This window comes from Micromonospora sp. PTRAS2, from assembly GCF_054052245.1.
In genome coordinates this window covers 666,342-684,127 of sequence record NZ_JBSWBU010000004.1, presented here as the reverse complement: position 1 = coordinate 684,127, position 17,786 = coordinate 666,342, and the positions used below count along the sequence as shown (strand labels likewise).

Here is a 17,786-nt window from a genome sequence, read left to right as displayed (position 1 = left end):
CGGAGGCGGTGTGCACGGCGAGAGTGCCGGTGCCGGCCCCCTTGCCGTACGCAACGACCCTATCCGAGCGCGTGGCGGCGCGGTGCGCCGGGTGGTGATCCGCTGCGCGCTCCCGGGGCCGGCGCGCGCTCCGGTTGACGCGCGGCGGGACGGGCCCGCCGCCCGCCCACCGCCACCGTCCTATCAGACCACGAGCATGTCGGGCGTGACGGCCGCTTCCGTATCCGGGATGCCCAGGTCACGGGCCCGCTTGTCGGCCAGGGCCAGCAGCCGGCGGATCCGCCCGGCGATGGCGTCCTTGGTCAGCGGCGGGTCGGCGAGCGCGCCCAGCTCCTCCAGGGACGCCTGCCGGTGCTCCAGGCGCAGCCGGCCGGCGGAGGTGAGATGGTTGGGCGCGTCGTCGGCGAGGATCTCCAGCGCCCGCGTCACCCGGGCGGCGGCGGCCACGGCCGCCCGCGCCGAGCGGCGCAGGTTGGCGTCGTCGAAGTTGGCCAGCCGGTTGGCGGTGGCCCGCACCTCGCGGCGCACCCGGCGCTCCTCCCAGGCCAGCACGCTGGAGTGTGCTCCTATGCGGGTGAGCAGCGCCGCGATGGCGTCACCGTCTTTGACCACCACCCGGTCGACCCCGCGCACCTCGCGGTTCTTCGCGGTGATGCCGATCCGCCGGGCCGCGCCGACCAGCGCCAGCGCCGACTCCGGGCCCGGGCAGGTGATCTCCAACGCACTGGAGCGCCCCGGCTCGGTCAGCGAGCCGTGCGCCATGAACGCCCCCCGCCACGCGGAGACCGCGCAGCAGACGTTCGCGGCCACCACGTGCGGCGGCAGGCCGCGCACCGGACGGCCCCGCACGTCCAGCAGCCCGGTCTGCCGGGCCAGCGCCTCGCCGTCCTTCACCACCCGGACGATGAAGTGGCTGCCCTTGCGCAGCCCGCCGGAGGCGAGCACGTGGATCTCGCTGGAGTAGCCGTACACCTCCGCGATCTCCCGGCGCAGCCGCCGGGCCACCGCCCCCGTGTCCAGCTCGGCCTCGACCACCACCCGGCCGGAGACGATGTGCAGCCCGCCGGCGAAGCGCAGCAGCGCCGCCATCTCCGCCCGCCGGCAGCAGGGCTTGGGCACGTCGACCCGGCTCAGCTCGTCCTTGACCGCAGCCGTCATCGCCATTGTGCGCCCCCTCACGGACCGGTTCCGGCGTGTCGCCGGAGATTACGTACGTGCTTAACGATCGGCGCCCAGGACAGGCACCAGGGCGGCACCCAGGGCGGCCGGATCGTGACGGGGTTCGCCGTCGGTGACGGCGACCGGGGCGAGGACCAGCCGGGCACCCAGCGATTCTGCCGCACGCTCGACCGGCGCGGGATCGCCCACCGCCTTGGAGTCCGCCAGCACCAGGTCCACCGCCAGCTCGGGCAGATAGTGCCGCAGGGTGGCCAGGTGGTCGGCGAGGGAGAGCCCGAGGGTCTCCTTCTCCGCCGCGAGGTTGAGGGTGACCAGCCGGCGGGCCGGGCTCGCCACGATCGCGGCGGCCAGCCCCGGCACCAGCAGGTGCGGCAGCACGCTCGTGTACCAGCTGCCGGGCCCGAAGATCAACCAGTCCGCCTCGGCCGTCGCCGCCACCGCCTCCGCGCAGGCCGCCGGGGTCGTCGGGGTCAGCCGCAGCGACTCCACCCGCCCCCCGGTGACAGCGACCTGGTGCTGGCCGCGCACCGTGCGCACCTCGTCCGGGTACGCCGGGTCGGCCCCGCGCACCCGCGCCTCGATGCCGACCGGCTGGCGGGACATCGGCAGCACCCGGCCCACCGCACCGAGCATCGCCCCGGCGTGCTCCAGGGCGGCCACCGGGTCGCCGAGCAGCTCGATCAGCCCGCAGAGCACCAGGTTGCCCACGGCGTGCCCGGCCAGCCCGTCGTCGGTGCCGACCGGGTCGCCGGGCGTGTCGGCGAAGCGGTGCTGGAACAGCCCGGCGGTGCGCCGGGTGGCCGGATGGTCCCCGGCGAGGGCCACCAGCGCCTGACGCAGGTCGCCCGGGGGCAGGCCGCCCCGGCGGGCGCGCAGCCGGCCGCTGGAGCCGCCGTCGTCGCCGACGGTGACCACGGCGGTGATGTCCAGGTCCAGCTCGGGCACGCACCGGCGCAGCGCCCGCAGGGACACCGACAGGCCGTGCCCGCCGCCGAAGGCGACCACCCGGGTACGCCGCCCGTCGTCCCGCCCGCCACCCCCGCCCGGGGGCTCCGCCGGCGGCGTCATTCCCGTCCCAGGTCGCGATGTTGCGCGTTGGCCGCCAGCCCGGCGTGACGCAGCCGGGCAGCCAGCTCCTCGGCGATGGCCACGCTGCGGTGCTTGCCGCCGGTGCAGCCGACCGCCACGGTCAGGTACCGCTTGCCCTCCCGCTCGAACCCGACGGTGGTGGCGTTGACCAGGTCCGCGTACGTCCCGACGAAGGCGTCCGCGCCCTCCTGACCCAGCACGTACGCGCTGACCGCCTCCTCCCGACCGGTGTGCTCCCGCAGCTCGGGCACCCAGTACGGGTTCGGCAGGAACCGGGCGTCGAGGACGAAATCGGCGTCCGGCGGGAGGCCGTACTTGAAGCCGAAGGAGAGCACGGTGATCCGCAGCCGGCGGGCGTCCTCGCCGCCGAACAGCTCCTCGATCCGGCGGCGCAGCTGGTTGACGTTCAGGTGGCTGGTGTCGATGATCACGTCGGCCTGGTCGCGGGCCTCCTCCAGCAGGCCCCGCTCCACGGCGATGCCGTCGGCCAGCCGCCCGTCGCCCTGCAACGGGTGCGAGCGCCGGACGCTCTCGAACCGGCGGATCAGCACCTCGTCGTCGGCGTCGACGAAGACCACCCGGGGGGAGAAGCCCCGGTCCTTCAGCTCCCGGATCGCCCCGGCCAGGTCCGTGGAGAAGGCGCGGGAGCGCACGTCCAGCACCATCGCCGTACGCCGGGCCGCGCCGCCGGCCTTGACGGCCAGCTCGGCCATGTCGAGCATGAGCGCCTGCGGCAGGTTGTCGACGACGTAGTAGCCGACGTTCTCCAGGGCCCGTGCCACCGTGCTGCGCCCGCCGCCGGACACGCCGGTCACCACCACCAGGGTGGTCTCCGACTCCGTCGCCGCCCGGGTCGCCGCCTCCGCGGCCACCGGCAGCGATTCCGTGGCCGCCCCCGCCGCCGCTGTCGGGCCGTCGCCGGCCGGAACCTCGGGCGTCCGCGCCTCGTTCACTGCCCACTCCCCACGGATGACGCACGGCCGACCTGACCGCGGTGGCCGACCTAGAACTCTATCCCGCCCGGCCCCCAGGATCCGGCAACCACCCCGCCACCCGTCCCCGCCGCGCCACCCCTCACCCCCTCCCGCCGTTCCCCCGCCGCTCCGCGCTCCCGCCACCTCCCGCCACCCGCCTGCCCCGCCGACCTGCCCCGCGATCTTGCACTTGCGGCCCCCGATCCGCCCCATACGCCCTTTTCGCCCGGGCCCCAAGTGCAAGATCGCGGGAACGTGGACGGCGCGGGCCGCGCGGGATGGGGGCGGCGCCTCGATTCTTGGACAGCTGGTGCTCGCCCCCGGACAGGAACTGTCCAAGAACGCCGACGGGGCGAGACCGGGGCGGGCAGTGGGCGTGGGGGGATTGGGCACGATCGAAGAAGTCGGTCGGTCGACCCGACGCCATACTGCGGTTGGACATCGACCTAACTCAATGAATATCGGTGGCGAGCGATGTCCAACCGGCCGGCGGTGCCGGCCTCCCGGTCCGGGCGTCGTCGTCGGCGTCGCCGACGCGCCCCCGCCGGGGTCTCGTCCCCCTCGGCATGAGGAGCGCAGCGTGACGCAGACCCATCGTTCGTCCCGATCCCCCGTGGACCTCCGGCCCGACAGCGCAGGCGCGGGAACGTCCACCTTCGTCAACGGGCACTTTCCCCGGCGGCGCGCACTGATCGTCCTGCTCAGCGTGCTCGGCGGCTTCCTGCTGACCGTGGTCTGGTCGGCCGAGTTCGTGGACCAGACCATCGGCGACAACGTCGCCAACACGCTGCTGGGCCACGACGCCAAGGAGACGCCCATCCAGGGCATCGCGGCGGGCATCGTGTTCGCCTTCGTCTCCGGCATCGCGGGCACGTTCACCGCCTGCAACATCGCCGCCTTCGGCGCCATCGCCCCGCTGACCGGCACCACCGCCGGGAGCCGCCTGCACCGGTTCGCCCAGCCACTGAAGCCGCTGGGCTGGATGTCCGTTGGAATGATCGCGGTGTCGGCGACGTACGGTGCGATCGTCGGCCTCGTCGGCACCGCGATGCCGCAGTTCTCCACGGCCCCGACCACGCCCGGCGGCCTGTCGCCGCGCAGCATCCAGTCGATGGTCGTCTTCGGCCTGATCGGCCTGGTGATGGTCTACCTCGGCCTGGCCTCGCTCGGCATCGTCGCGGACCCGTTCGCCCGGATCGCCCGCCGGTTCCCCAACGCGCCCATGGTCTTCATGGGCGCGCTGATCGCCGGCTTCCTGATCGGGCGGCCCTTCCCGCTGTTCCGGCAGATGTTCCGCGACGCCGCCGAGAGCGGCAACCCGTTGTACGGCGCGGCGGCGTTCACGCTCCAGTCCCTCGGCAACATCGTCATCATGGCGGTGCTGTTCCTGCTGCTGGCCTGGCTCGCCGGCTCCCGCCTGCAACGGTGGTTCGCCGAGCGGCCGAGCCGGCTGGCGGTGCTGACGGCGGTCGCGTTCATCGTGGCCGGCGCGTTCACGTTCCTCTACTGGGACGTCCGGCTGCTGGCCCGCCGCGAGATCATCCCCTGGTATCCGCTCGCCCCGTGGGCCTGAGAGGCGGGGCGGGCTGGGCGGGGGCGGGTCGAGGTGGCAGGCTCGGCAGTGCGACCGTGTGTAACGGCACTGGGTGAATCAGCGCGTTCATCCAGTCACGTGGCAGGCGGACGGATCAGCCAGCAGGTTACCTGGAGGGGGCGGCGTGCAGGACAGCCGTTGGACCACGGTCACGCCGGCTCAGTTCGAGCGAGAGCGCGCGGCCCTGGAACACGTCCGCCGGCTTCTCCCCGACACGGAGCCGTACCGGGCGTGGTCGAACTTCACCTTCACGGCCGAGACCGGGCACGTTCACGAGGTCGACCTGCTGGTGGCCGCGCCCAGCGGCATCTACCTGGTCGAGATCAAGAGTCTCAGCGGCCGGCTCACCAACAGCGGGGCCAACTGGCTGCTCAGCAGCGACTCCGTACGCACCTTCGACAATCCCCTGCACCTGGCCGACCTCAAGGGCAAGCGACTCCGTTCCCTGCTGACCGCGCAGGCGCTGAAGGACCGCTCGGCGATTCGCATTCCGTTCATCCAGGGCGCGGTCTTCCTGTCCCTGCCGCACCTGCAGATCGCCCTGACCGAGCATCAGCTGCACTGGGTCTTCGGGCCGGAACCGGAAGGAGACTCCGGAAGGTCCGTGCTGCCGGGGATCTGGTCGGGGTTGCTCGGCCGCCCGCCGCAGGACGAACGACGGCGGGTCACGCCGGAGATATCGCGGGCGCTGCCCCGGTTGCTGGCCGGTGTCGGGATCGCCCGCAGCCGTCGGTACCACCAGGTGGGTTCATGGCAGCTCGACGCCGCGCCCTTCGACGTCGGGCCGACCTGGCAGGACCATCTCGCCCATCACGCCCAGTTCGAGCACGAGCACCGGCGGGTCCGCATCTACCTCGTCGAACGCAACTCCGGCAAGGCCGAGCGCGCCAGCATCGAACGGGCCGCCCGCCGCGAGATGCTGGCGCTGCACGGCGTGAACCACCCCGGCATCGTCCGGGTGGACACCATGGAGCCGCACGAGGGCGGGCCGGCGCTGATCTTCCGGCACGACCCCCGCGCGGTACGCCTCGACCACTTCATGGCGCAGCACGGCGACCGGCTGGAGATCGGGGCGAGGCTCGACATGATCCGGCAACTCGCCGAGGCCGTCGCCTACGCACACGGACGCCGGCTGCACCATCGCGCCCTCTCCGCCCGCAGCGTCCTGGTGCTCCCCGGGCCCCGGTCCCGGGGAGAGGCCGAGGACGACGCCTGGCTTCGCCCGGTGGTGCAGATCAGCGACTGGCAGGCGGCCAGCCGGCTGCCCGACTCGGTCAGCGACAGCGGGGCGGCCCTACGCGTCTCGCCGACTTCCCAGTTGGGCGCTCATCTGGAACGGTCGGCCGAGGCCTACCTCGCACCGGAGCTGAGCACCCCCGCGCCGGACCCGGTGGCCCTGGACGTCTTCGGCCTCGGCACCCTGGCCTACCTGCTGCTCTCCGGTCAGCCACCGGCGGCTGACCGACGTGAGTTGCTGACCCGGCTGGCCAGCGACGACGGGCTGCGCCCCTCGTCGTCCGCCGACTCGATCTCGGAGTTCATGGACGAGTTGGTCCAGGCGGCCACCGCGCCGGTGCCCGCCCGGCGCCTGTCCAGCGTCGCGGAGCTGCTGGAGATGCTGACGCTGGTCGAGGAGGAACTGACCACGCCGTCCGCATCGCCGACGGAGGCGACGGGCTCGGTGGACCTGCTGGAGGCCCGCGTCGGCGACACCGTCGCGGACTGGCGGATCGTCAAGAAGCTGGGCACCGGCTCCACCTCCCGGGCCTTCCTCGCCGAGAACCTGCGCAGCGGCGCGCAGGAGGTGCTCAAGGTCGCACTCTCGGACGAGAAGGCGAGCCGCCTGGCGCACGAGGCGCAGGTGCTGCGCGGCCTCCACCAGGATTCGCGGATCATCCGGCTGGCCCGGGAGGAGCCCATCCACCTGCCGCCCCGCTGGGTGCTCGTGCTCGAACACGCCGGGGAGAAGACCGTCGCGCGCAAGCTACGCGAGGACGGCCGGCTGACGGTGGACGAGCTGGAGACGTACGCCGACTATCTGTTCGGCGCGGTGGACCACCTGGAGGGCGAGGGGGTGCTCCACCGCGACATCAAGCCGGACAACATCGCCATCCGGATCCGCCCCAACCGGACGCGCCAACTCGTGCTCTTCGACTTCTCGCTGGCCGCTGTGCCGCTGGAGGACATCGAGGCCGGCACCCCCCGATATCTCGACCCCTTCCTCGGCACCACGGCCCGCCCCCGCTACGACGAGCACGCCGAGCGGTACGCGATCGCGGTGACCCTGCACGAGATGGCCTCGGGTGAGCTGCCGGTGTGGGGGGACGGCGCCACCGAGCCCCGGTACACCGACGGGCCGCCCGTGCTGGCCGTCGAGGCGTTCGACCCGGCGGTCCGGGACGGTCTCGTCGGGTTCTTCACCCGGGCGCTGGACCGGGACGCGAGCCGGCGACACAGTTCCCTGAAGGAGATGCGGGACGCCTGGCAGCAGGTCTTCCGCCGGGCCGACCACGCTGCCCCCGTCGGCTCGGTGCATCCCGACGACGAGGCGGAGTCCACTCCCGCCGAGCGGGCCGCCGTCGAAGCCGAGCGGAACGCCGCCGCCGAGCGGGCCACGCGGGCGACGGCGCTCGCGGCGTCCGGCCTCAGCCCCCGGGCCGTCTCCGCCGCCCATCGGCTTGACGCGACCACGGTCGGAGAGCTGCTGGCCCTGGGGTCGAAGCAGCTCTTCAGCCTGCCCGGTCTCGGCGCGAAGACCCGGCAGGAGCTGCAACGCCGGCTGCGGGAGTGGCGGGACCGGCTGGGCGAGCACGAGGCGACACCGACGAGCGCGGCGGCGCGGGCCGCCGCCCGCACGGAGGTCGACGCGGCGGCGCAGGCGGGTGCCATCACCGACGGCGGAGAACCGGAGCTCGCCGCGTTCGCCACGGTCGGCTTGGACGCCGTGGCCGCCCGGTTGCTGCCCGTCCCGCACCCGAGCGGGCGCAACCGCAACGAGGTGGAGGCGATCCGGTTGCTGCTGCGGCTGCCGGACGAGGCCGGCAACCTCCCGCAGCTGCCCTCGTGGTCGCAGCAGCCGGCAGTCGCGACCCTGGTGGGCGTCAGCCCCGGACGGGTCGCGCAGTTCCTGATGGCCCAGCGCAGGCGTTGGCACGTCGACCCCGTGGTAAAGGCCGTCCGGCTCGAACTGATCGAGCTGCTCGCCGAGAGCGGCCGAGTGATGGGGGCGGAGGAACTCGCCGCCGCGCTGTTGATCCGCCGTGGTTCGGCGCAGGACAGGGAGGAGCTGCGCCGGGCGCTCGCGACGGCAGCGGTGCGGGCGGCCGTGGAGATCGACCCGCTGACGGAGGAGGCCCGCTTCGCCGCCCGCCGGCACGGCGACCGCCTGCTCTTCGCGCTTCAGCCCGGCAGGGCCGAGCCGCAGGACACCCCGGCCGCGCCGGCGCTGCTCGACTACGCGGACGCACTCGGCGGCGTGGCGGACGCGCTCGCCCGTCAGGAGGTGCTGCCCAGCCCGGCGACCGTGCTGCGGGAACTCGCCGCGGTCGACCCGCGCACCGGCCGCACCGGCATCGCGCTCGACGAGCGCCGGATGGTGCAGCTCGCAGCGGTGGCGTCGAAGACGGCAGCCGCGTCACCCCGGTTGGAGATCTATCCCCGCGATCTCGATCCGGTTCGGGCGCTGCGACTGGCCCAGGCGGGGGTGGTGCCCGCGCCCGTGGGGGACGCCGAGCCCGCCGGCCTCAGCGGGAAGCAGATCGCCGACAAGGTCCAGGCCCGGTTTCCGGAACTGCCGACACTGCCGCCCCATCCGAAGCTGGACCGCCTGCTCGCCGAGGCCGGCTTCGACCTGGTGTACCGGTCCGGCCGCTACTACGCCCGGCGAAGCTCGTTGTCGTCGACCCGGTTCGAGTCGTCGCGCCGGCACTCCACCGCGTCCACGGTCACCCCGTGGACGGCCGATTCGCCCGAACTGGCCGCAGCGCTCCGCGCGGAGCAGCAGCTCACCGCCGCCGCTGAGGAGGGTGGCTTCCGGGTGCTGACCATCCGCGTCGACCGTTACGAACTGGCGACGCGGGAGCTGGCCACCCGCTTCGCGGGTCGGCCGGTGAGCGTGGCGGACAGGTTCGTGTCCGAGCTGCGTACGCTGGTGCAGTCCCGGCCGAAGCCGACCTGGCAGACCGTGCTGACCGCCGACCGGGCCGACCCGAACTCCCGGGACGCCCTGAAGCTCGCCGAGTTCACCGGCCGGGCGTGGCAGAGCCTACGGCCGGCGCTGCTGGCGCTGCCCGACCGGCGCGTCCCGTTGCTGCTGGTCGACGCCGCGCCGCTGGTGCGTTATCGGGGGATGCACCTGCTGGAGGAGGTGGCAGAGGCGGCCCGCGCCGGGGCGGGGCCGGTCTGGCTGCTCTGCCCGATGGAGGACCCGACCGAGTTGCCGCGCCTGGACGACGCGGTGGTGCCGGGGCCCCCCTACGAGCGGGTCGTGCTGCCCGACGCCTGGGTCAGCAACGCCCACCGCGGCCGGCCCGAGCAGGTCGGTTAGTCGACCTCGATCGGCGGCGTCGCGTTCACGCCGTCGTCGTAGTCGCGCCAGACCGGAAAGCCGGCCGACTCGACCGCCGGTCGGATGCCCAACTCGTCCATGAACTCCGCCTCCCAGCGGGCCAGGTCCCGGGCGCGCGCCCGGACGAACGCCGTCCCGTTCCCGGCGACGAGGTGGGCCCACGCCTCGGCGCGGATGCCGTGGCTGGTGACCACCCGCCGGAGCACCCTCGGCGGCAGTTGGGCCAACTCCTCCCGGGCCGGCCGGCCGGAACCGCCGGGCAGAATGATCCGGTTGGCCGGCCACGACTCCTCCGGCACCCCGGTCACCACCGGACGGTAGGCGGCGGTCCCGGAGTGGGCGAGCAGGGTCTCGAGGTCGATCAGCCCGCCGGTGAGCCCGAGCCGCTCCGGGAACCGGCGTAGCTCCCACAGCAGGTAGGCGCGGATCCGGCCGTCGTCGGCGTCGAACCAGTCCGGGACGGGCTGCGCCCGATGCTCCTGGAGGTCCAGCGCTTCGCCCCCGGCGAAGTCCTGGAGTTGCCGCAGCGCCCGCCGGGTCTGGAACTCGCTGCTGCCGGCGAGGACACCGGACCAGGAGGTGGCCCAGAACCAGCGGACCAGGCTGCGGACCTGCCAACGCTCCGGCGTGGGCACGAGATGGTGGAAGGCCGCGAGCAGCATGACCTGCTGCGGGTACGGCACCAGGCGGGCGGCCGGGACGCCGACCTCGTACCTGAGGAACTGCACGGCCCGGTGCAGGGCCGGCTCGGCCGCCCGGACCGCGTCGTCGAGGTCGTCCCGGAGCCGGTCGACCAGCGCCCCGGACTGCGGCGCGTGCACGTCCTCCTCGCCGGCGATCGCGAGGATGGTCTGGAAGACGGTGCTGGCGGGAACCTTGCCGATGCCGCTGGTGCCGAGGTTGTCCCGGATCGCGCTGATCCGGTCGGCCAAGGTGGACTGGGCCTCGGTGCGGTAGGTCAACGCGGAGAACATCTGGTCCGGGGTGATTTGCTGTCCCCTGCTGTTGAGCCGGGAGAACGCCTCCACCGCATGGGACAGGTCCCCGCCGACGAGCCGGACCACGGCGACCTTGTAGGACCGGATTCGTTGGGCGAGCTGCTCGGCCTCCTCGACCAGCGCGTCGCACTCCTGCGGGTCGGGCACCTCGCGGGTCAGCCGGCGGGCGTGGGCGAGGAACTCCATCGTGCGCAGCACCGCCTGCATCGGTAGCAGCCGGGCCGACGGTTCGCCGCCCGGCCAGTGGCTGAACCGGGGCTCCGGGTGGCTGCCCAGCCCCAGGTCGCGGTATACCCACCAGACCCACTCCCCCGGCTCGGTCGCGGTTGCCGGCCGGCGGGCGAGGGTGCCGAAGAGGGTGGAGAGTCGCTGGTGCCCGTCGATCAGATAGGACACGGTGCCGTCGGTGGGCGCCGGCGGGATGTCGATGCCGGCGACCTGATCCAGGCTGGGCAGCACCTTCGGCGTGTCCCAGACCAGGAGGCTGCCGATCGGGTATCCCCGCTCGATGCTGTCGTAGAGGTCGATCATCTGATCGGGCCGCCAGACGAACGGGCGCTGGAACCGGGGCACCCGCAGCCGGCCCGCCGCCACCTCGTCCAGCAGCTGCTCCAGCAGCAGGACCTCCGGCTTGACGGTGCTCTCCTCGGCGTGGTCCGCCATCAGTCGCTCTCGCTCCCGTCCTCAGATCCGGCTGGCGATCTTGTCGAGCAGCGTCCGCAGCTCGGCGACGACCTCGTCTCCGAGAGCCGCGAAGTCCTGCTCGGTCACACGCCCCCGCTGTTCCGCCAGCCGCTCCAGCACATTGTCGCCGAACCCGTCGCGCAGGCCGAGCTGCACCGCCAGGTCCAGGTCCTGGAAGAGTCCCCGCTGTTTCTCGACGGCGGACGGCTTCCGGCTGCCGAGCCCGTTCTTGATGTCCAGGTGGCCACGCTGCTGCGGGGTCAACCGTTTGAGCGCCGTCAGCCTTCGGGACGCGTCCTTCGCTCTGCCGATTCCGGCGAGCACCCGGTGCGGCACGTAGTTCTCCGCCTCCCGCATCGCGAGCACGTGCACCGTGATCTTTTCGGCGGCCAGCTTGTCGGCCTGGTCATGGTTGGCGGTCCGCTGCCCGGGGATCAGGCTGTCGCTGTCGAGCAGGGCGACCACCCGGATCAGTCGCCGATACCGAACGGCGTGTTCCCGGGCCACCTTGGGGACCTCCCCGCTGCCGCCCGCGCTGTGCACCTCCAACCAGTGCCGTTCCAGCGCCGTCACGACCCGCTCGTGCCGCAAGGCTGACGCCACCGTGTGCAGGAAACCCCCGTCGGAGGTGCTGTTCTCGACGACGAGCACCGCCGGTCGGCATAGGTCGGCGGAGTGGTCGGCGAGGTCGGCCCGGCTGACCCGGACCACGTCGCCCTGTTGGGTCGTGCCGGTCCACGCCTGCTGGACCATGGCGTCGCGGGCCAGGGCGAGGTAGGTGTCGGCGAGTTCGGGCAGGTGCTTCGGCAGGTACGTCTCGACGGCGGCGACCACCGCGAGGTCGGTCACCCAGTCGTGCCGGCGGTCGGGGAAGCAGCGCAGCAGGACGTAGAGGTCGTTCGGGTCGTACCGCCTGGCGGGGTCGTCGGTGTCGGTGAAGACGTCGGCGGTCAGCTCAACCCGCACGGGCGTCCCGCCTCTCCCACTGGGCGCGGGCCAGGTTCTTGGTCTCCTCGTAGTCCTCGGAGAAGACACCCTCCGGCCAGTAGTCCAGGTTGCCGAACTCGTCGACGTGGATGCGCCGGGCGGTAGCCGCCCCGTCGACGGAGTCCACGAAGTAGACCGCGACCAACTCCGGGTCGAGTCCCTCGGCGATCCGCCGCCGCAGGCGTAGCAGCAGCGTCTCGCTGTGTGTCTCGATCAGGAATTGGGTGGAGGTCCGCTGCGCGGCGGTCAGGTAGAGATCGGCCAGCGCGGCGTGCGCGGCGGGGTGCAGGTGCAACTCCGGCTGCTCGATGATCTCCAGCACGGGCCGGTCGGTGGGGTCGAGCAAATCAGCCGCCCGCTGCACGAAGACCGGCAGCGCCTGAGCCACGCCGGTGCCGGCGTCGGCTAGGTTGACCTGGATGGTGTCGTCGTCACGGGAGGTGAGCACCACCGACCACATGCCGCCCCGCTCGGCGACGTCGAGCTTCCAGCCCGGCAGGTAGTCGGAGAACTCGTCGTTGAGCCGCCGGATCAGCCGGCTCTGGTGACGTACTTTGTCGCTGGCGAGGATGCCGGCGGCGTGCTCGCCCAGAATGCCGACCTCGGCCGGGGTCCGGCCGGGGAGCCGATAGCGCCGCTGCGGGCGGTCCCGGAACGGCCCGAAGTAGCGCACCTCCGGATAGCTCCCCCGAATGTCCGTGGACAGCTCCCGCAGATGCGCATCGAGATCAGGCGGGAAGTCGTCCTCCGGCCTGTCGTGATCAAGCACCTCGATCGGAAGTAGCCCTTCGAAGCGCAACGGCACCTCGGGCCAGGTCTCGCCATCGGATTCGACCGTGTATCGGGGCGCTCGGCGCGGGTCGGTCAGCTCCCATTCCAACCCGAAATGGCGCACTTCGTCGACGCTGACGGCCAGCTCGCTGACCACCTGCGTGTGGTGCTCCCGGATGTGCTGCACCGTGGCGGACAACTCGATCAGGCCGGCGGCTCCGTCGAACTCCAGGCCGAGTTGGAAGCTGCCCCGCGCCCGGTTGCCGTAGACCAGGTCGGTGAACGAGTCGACCATGGTCTCGCCGATCTGGTCCAGGTCGAGCGGCTCCGGCGACTCGGTGCGGATGCCGGTGCCGATCACCACCGGGGCCCGGACGAGCGCGCTCTTGCCGGCGTTGTTGCGGCCGAGCACCAGCGTGACCGGCCGCAGCTCGATGTCCTGCCGGCGGGAGAAGCAGCGGTAGCTGCCGAGGGTCATCCGGACCAGAGTCATGGGTAACCCGATCAGGCCGGACGGACCTTGGCGAGGGCCCGCCCGGTCAACATCAGCGCCAACTCCACGGCCTCGTCGTCGACCAGCCGGCAGGTGACGGCGTACTGCTGGCTTGCCGCGACACGGCGAAGCTTGACCCGCTCGTCGTTGATGTCAGCAACGTCCTCCGGACGCAGCCTCAGGGTCAGCCCGCCGTTGGACGGCTTCACGTACACCACCGCACCGAACCGGCGCGGCGCGTCGTCGCGCACCATCAGATAGTCGGTGTAGCCGTCGTCAGAACGATCAGAGCGGCCGATCTCAATCAGGGTGTCCTGCTCCAACGCCTGGCGCAGGTAAGTGAGCACCCGCCGGGTGGTCGCACCGTCGTGGGCCCAGGCGTACACGAACTGAAGAATCGCGAAGCTGTCCACGTCGTCGGAGCCAAGGGCCGAGGTGCTGACCGCCGCCTCAGGCTCCTGCTCCGGGGCGGCCCCGGTTGAATCGTCGACTGAATCGACGTCGGCGCTCGTCCGCCGCTGGTATTCGACGATCTCGTCGACCGTGCCCTCGATGATCCGCACGCCCACCTCCACCCTCCGGTCAGCGTGGCAGCCTAACGACCGGGACGTGAATTCAGAGCTTCATTCACTCGCGGGCCGCTGTCGGGTCCCTGACAACAGGCCGTACCAGGTCACGGGCCGACGCCCGGTAGGGTGGCCCGGTTCGGGTGCCGGGAGCGGAACGGAGGGCGGTCACGTGATCGACCAGGAGGCGCTGCGCAAGGATCTCCAGGTCCAGGTCCGCAGGCTGGAGAAGGACCTGGTCGCGCAGATCGCCGAGGTCGACGGGCTGCACGCCAGGCTTCGCGGGGAGTACGACCGGGCGTTCGGGCTTGGCCGGACCGCCGCCAGTTGGACCGAGTGGCGCGACGAGCGGGTCACCCAGGCGGCGGTGGCGTGGGTGCTCGGCACCGTCTTCGTCCGGTTCTGCGAGGACAACGGCCTGCTCGGCGACGCCTGCTATCTCGCCGGGCCGACCCAGGATCGGGCGGTGCTGGCCGAGGAGTCCCAGGACGACTTCTTCGCTCGCCACCGGGAGAAGACCGACCGGGACTGGCTGCTCGCCGGTTTCGAGCAGATCCGCCAGTCGCAGGCCGGCGCGCTGCTCTTCGACAAGCAGCACAACCCGGCGTACCAGATCCCGGTCAGCCACGACGCGGCGAAGGCGTTGATCGCCTTCTGGCGGCGGCGCGACGACGACGGCATGCTGGTGCACGACTTCACCGACCCGGCCTGGGGCACCCGCTTCCTCGGCGACCTCTACCAGCACCTGTCGGAAGCGGCCCGCAAGACGTATGCGCTGCTCCAGACGCCGGACTTCGTCGAGGAGTTCATCCTCGACCTGACCCTCACCCCGGCGCTCGACGAGTTCGGCCACGACGTGGTCAAGGTGATCGACCCGACCTGCGGCTCCGGGCACTTCCTGCTGGAGGTCTTCGACCGGCTCTGCAAGGCGTGGCATGCCGCCGAGCCGGAGAAGGACCCGCAGGAGGTCGTCCGGCAGGCCCTGCTCGCGGTGCACGGCGTCGACGTCAACCCGTTCGCGGTGGCCATCGCGAGGTTCCGACTGCTGATCGCCGCGCTGCGCGCCGCCGGCTTCGCGACACTCGCGCAGACCAAGGGGTACGTCTTCCCGCTCCAGATCGCCACCGGCGACTCCCTGCTCAGGGACCGCCAGCTCACCCTCTTCGACGACGTGGACAAGCTGGCCCGGTTCCGGTATGCGACGGAGGACCTGGACAACTACCCGGACATGCTCCGCGAGGGCCGCTACCACGTCGTGGTGGGCAACCCGCCCTACGTCACGCCAAAGGACAAGAGCCTCAACGAGGTCTACCGGGAGTCCTACCGGGACGTGTGCTCCGGCAAGTACGCGCTGTCGGTGCCCTTCGCCAAGCGCTTCTTCGACCTGGCCAAGCGCGCAGAGTCGGACGGCCGCGGGTCCGGCTACGTCGGGCAGATCACCGCCAACTCGTTCATGAAGCGCGAGTTCGGCCGGAAGCTGATCACCGACTACCTCGCCAGCCGGGTCGACCTGACCCATGTCATCGACACGTCCGGGGCCTACATCCCCGGCCACGGCACGCCAACCGTGATCATGGTCGGCCGCCAGCGTTCGGCCAAGCTCGGCGCGGACACGGTCCGCACGGTCATGGGGGTGCGCGGCGAGCCGGAGGCACCCACCGAGGCACGCAACGGCCACGTTTGGCAGGCGATCCTCCGGCAGTACCGCGACGCGGGCTCGGAATCCGAATGGATCTCCGTCGTCAACCACCCCCGCGAACAACTCGCTGCCTTCCCATGGAGCCTGAAGGGCGGCGGAGCCATTGACCTCCTCGATCGGATCAGCTCTTCGCCCGCCAGGCTCGGGCAGCGGATCAATGGAAAGGTGGGGTTCGCCAGCTTTCCGGGGCAGGACGATGTCTTCGTGGCGCCACGATCCTGGTTTGCCCGGCATGCCATCGCCGAACACAGATCCCTGGTCACGGGCGATTCGGTGCGCGACTGGACCGAAGCCCACCCCATCGACGCACTCGTCCCCTACGACCAGGACCTGAAGCCCCTTCACTATCTACCGGAGTCGGCTTGGGGAAAACACCTCTGGGCCTTTCGGGCGACCCTCAAGGGCACCGTCGGTTTCGGCGGCGAGACGCGGGAAGAAGCTGGTGACACATGGTGGACCTGGTACCGGTGGGTTTCGGAACGCTACCGCATCCCACTCTCGATCACTTTCAGTGAGGTATCAACTCACAATCATTTCTCATTCAACCGCGGCAGCAAGGTATTCAAGCAAACTGCGCCAGTAATGAAGTTGCCTGAGGCCGCAACAGAACAAGAACACATCCAACTGGTCGGGGTGCTGAACAGTTCAACTGCCTGCTTCTGGCTGAAACAAGTTTGCCACGGTAAGGGCAATGGTGGCGTCAACGAGGGTTATCGCGGAGATGAGTGGGAGGAGTTCTACCAGTTCAACGGGACGAAGTTGCAGGAGTTTCCGCTTCCGGAGGCGTACCCGTTGGCGTTGGCGCGGGAGTTGGACGCCGCCGCGCAGTGCCTGACGGCCGCGAGCCCGGCGGCGGTCGCGGCCGAGGAGACGCCGACCGCCGAGCGCCTGGCCGACGCCGAGCGCGAGTGGCACTCGCTCCGGGGCCGGATGATCGCGCTTCAGGAGGAGCTGGACTGGCAGGTCTACGCGCAGTACGGCCTGCTGCCCGAGGAACTGACCGCCCCGGCCCGTTCCGTGCCGGAGTTGAGCCTCGGTGAGCGGGCCTTCGAAATCGTGCTCGCTCGGAAGGTGAAGGAGGGCAGCGCCGACACGCAGTGGTTCGTCCGGCACGGCTCGACGCCGATCACCGAGCTGCCCGATCACTGGTCGCCGGAATACCGGGCCGTGGTCCGGAAGCGGATCGAGGTCATCGAGTCGAACCGCTACCTCGCGCTAATCGAGCGACCGGAGTGCAAGCGCCGCTGGGCCACCCCAGGCTGGGACAAGCTGCTCGACGCCGCACTGCGGGATTGGCTGCTGGACCGGTGCGAGGCACGGGAGCTGTGGTATGCCCCGGACGAGAACGGCAATCCGCAGCCCCGAGCGCTGTCGGTGGCCGAACTCGCCGACGAGTTGAGCCGCGACCCGAACGTCCTCGCCGTGGCCGCCCTCTTCGACCCGAGCCGGGAACTGCCCAGGATCCTCGCTGACCTTATCGACGGCGAGCATGTCCCGTATCTGTCGAAGCTGCGTTACACCGCCAGCGGCCTGACGAAGCGGGCCGAGTGGGAGTTGGTCTGGGAGAAGCAGCGCCAAGAGGACGCCGCCCCCGACGAGCCGACCCGACAGGCGATCCGCAAGACGATCCCGGCGCCGCCGAAGTACAAGCCCGTCGACTTCCGGAAGAACAGCTTCTGGGGCAACCGGGGAAAGCTCGACGTGCCGAAGGAGCGCTTCATCTCCTACCCCGGCGCAGGGCGGGCGGGTGATCCCTCGCTTTTGATCGGGTGGGCCGGCTGGGACCACCGCGATCAGGCGCAGGCTCTCGCCCTGCTCATCGTCCAACGTCAGGAGGCGGACGGCTGGACGGCAGAGCAGTTGACGCCGCTGCTGGCCGGGCTGCACGAGGTGCTGCCCTGGGTCCGCCAGTGGCACGGGGAGATCGACCCGGACACCGACGAATCCCCGGCGGACGCCTACAGCGGCTTCCTGGACGAACGGCTCAACGACCTCCACCTCACCGAGGCCGACCTGACCGGCTGGCAGCCGCCGGCCACCCGTGGCCGGCGGCACCAACAGACCTGATCGCCAAACAACTACGTAAACGGCGAATAAGGAAGATGAGTCCAAGCAGGTCAATGGATCGATGTCGGCGGCCCTGTTGAGCAAGCCAATGTCGGGCCTACGACTCCGACTTGCGGCG

The 17,786-nt window shown here is 71.5% G+C and carries 10 protein-coding genes; 3 read left to right on the top strand and 7 right to left on the bottom strand.

The features are described from left to right. Positions 1-183 precede the first annotated feature (183 nt). From whiA to rapZ, 3 genes are read right to left on the bottom strand one after another with little or no spacing between them, the layout of a single operon-like run. On the bottom strand, positions 184-1,164 hold the full coding sequence (gene whiA / locus ACVMYR_RS17970) for a DNA-binding protein WhiA (protein WP_043967505.1): 981 nt from the start codon (positions 1,162-1,164) through the stop codon (positions 184-186). A gap of 54 nt (positions 1,165-1,218) precedes the next feature. Further along, positions 1,219-2,247 (bottom strand): gluconeogenesis factor YvcK family protein, encoded by a 1,029-nt coding sequence (locus ACVMYR_RS17965; RefSeq protein WP_228986977.1) that lies wholly within the window; start codon positions 2,245-2,247, stop codon positions 1,219-1,221. Then, positions 2,244-3,146 carry an RNase adapter RapZ gene (rapZ, locus tag ACVMYR_RS17960; protein ID WP_396788086.1) on the bottom strand — a complete coding sequence of 301 codons (903 nt, stop codon included), beginning with the start codon at positions 3,144-3,146 and terminating at the stop codon, positions 2,244-2,246. The genes ACVMYR_RS17965 and rapZ overlap by 4 nt, the downstream gene beginning before the upstream one ends. A gap of 676 nt (positions 3,147-3,822) precedes the next feature. On the opposite strand from rapZ, the gene ACVMYR_RS17955 reads away from it, so the two are divergent. After that, positions 3,823-4,815: a hypothetical protein gene (locus tag ACVMYR_RS17955; RefSeq protein ID WP_396737083.1), complete on the top strand. Its 993-nt coding sequence runs from the start codon at positions 3,823-3,825 to the stop codon at positions 4,813-4,815. Between the two features lie 145 nt (positions 4,816-4,960). Continuing rightward, positions 4,961-9,382, top strand: a complete 4,422-nt coding sequence (pglW, locus tag ACVMYR_RS17950) for a BREX system serine/threonine kinase PglW (RefSeq protein WP_457122267.1) — start codon at positions 4,961-4,963, stop codon at positions 9,380-9,382. Here the strand turns inward: pglW and ACVMYR_RS17945 are convergent. The 4 genes from ACVMYR_RS17945 to ACVMYR_RS17930 are packed head-to-tail and all read right to left on the bottom strand — an operon-like array spanning position 9,379 to position 13,899. Further along, positions 9,379-11,064, bottom strand: coding sequence for a DUF262 domain-containing protein (locus ACVMYR_RS17945; protein ID WP_457122266.1), 1,686 nt, complete (start codon positions 11,062-11,064; stop codon positions 9,379-9,381). The genes pglW and ACVMYR_RS17945 overlap by 4 nt on opposite strands. 21 nt (positions 11,065-11,085) lie before the next feature. Beyond that, positions 11,086-12,051, bottom strand: a complete 966-nt coding sequence (locus tag ACVMYR_RS17940; RefSeq protein ID WP_457122265.1) for a hypothetical protein — start codon at positions 12,049-12,051, stop codon at positions 11,086-11,088. Beyond that, positions 12,041-13,336, bottom strand: a complete 1,296-nt coding sequence (locus ACVMYR_RS17935) for a DUF3696 domain-containing protein (protein ID WP_457122264.1) — start codon at positions 13,334-13,336, stop codon at positions 12,041-12,043. Before ACVMYR_RS17935 ends, ACVMYR_RS17940 begins: the two co-directional genes overlap by 11 nt. Positions 13,337-13,347: 11 nt before the next feature. Then, positions 13,348-13,899, bottom strand: a complete 552-nt coding sequence (locus ACVMYR_RS17930; RefSeq protein ID WP_457122263.1) for a hypothetical protein — start codon at positions 13,897-13,899, stop codon at positions 13,348-13,350. Between the two features lie 175 nt (positions 13,900-14,074). Between ACVMYR_RS17930 and pglX the strand changes: the two genes are divergently transcribed. Continuing rightward, positions 14,075-17,668 (top strand): BREX-2 system adenine-specific DNA-methyltransferase PglX, encoded by a 3,594-nt coding sequence (gene pglX, locus ACVMYR_RS17925; RefSeq protein ID WP_457122262.1) that lies wholly within the window; start codon positions 14,075-14,077, stop codon positions 17,666-17,668. Positions 17,669-17,786 lie beyond the last annotated feature (118 nt).

Bases quoted from the DNA above. Each gene is read 5' to 3' on its own strand.
- whiA (WP_043967505.1), bottom strand. From the start codon at position 1,164: ATGGCGATGACGGCTGCGGTCAAGGACGAGCTGAGCCGGGTCGACGTG.
- ACVMYR_RS17965 (WP_228986977.1), bottom strand. From the start codon at position 2,247: ATGACGCCGCCGGCGGAGCCCCCGGGCGGGGGTGGCGGGCGGGACGAC.
- ACVMYR_RS17945 (WP_457122266.1), bottom strand. From the start codon at position 11,064: ATGGCGGACCACGCCGAGGAGAGCACCGTCAAGCCGGAGGTCCTGCTG.
- ACVMYR_RS17935 (WP_457122264.1), bottom strand. From the start codon at position 13,336: ATGACTCTGGTCCGGATGACCCTCGGCAGCTACCGCTGCTTCTCCCGC.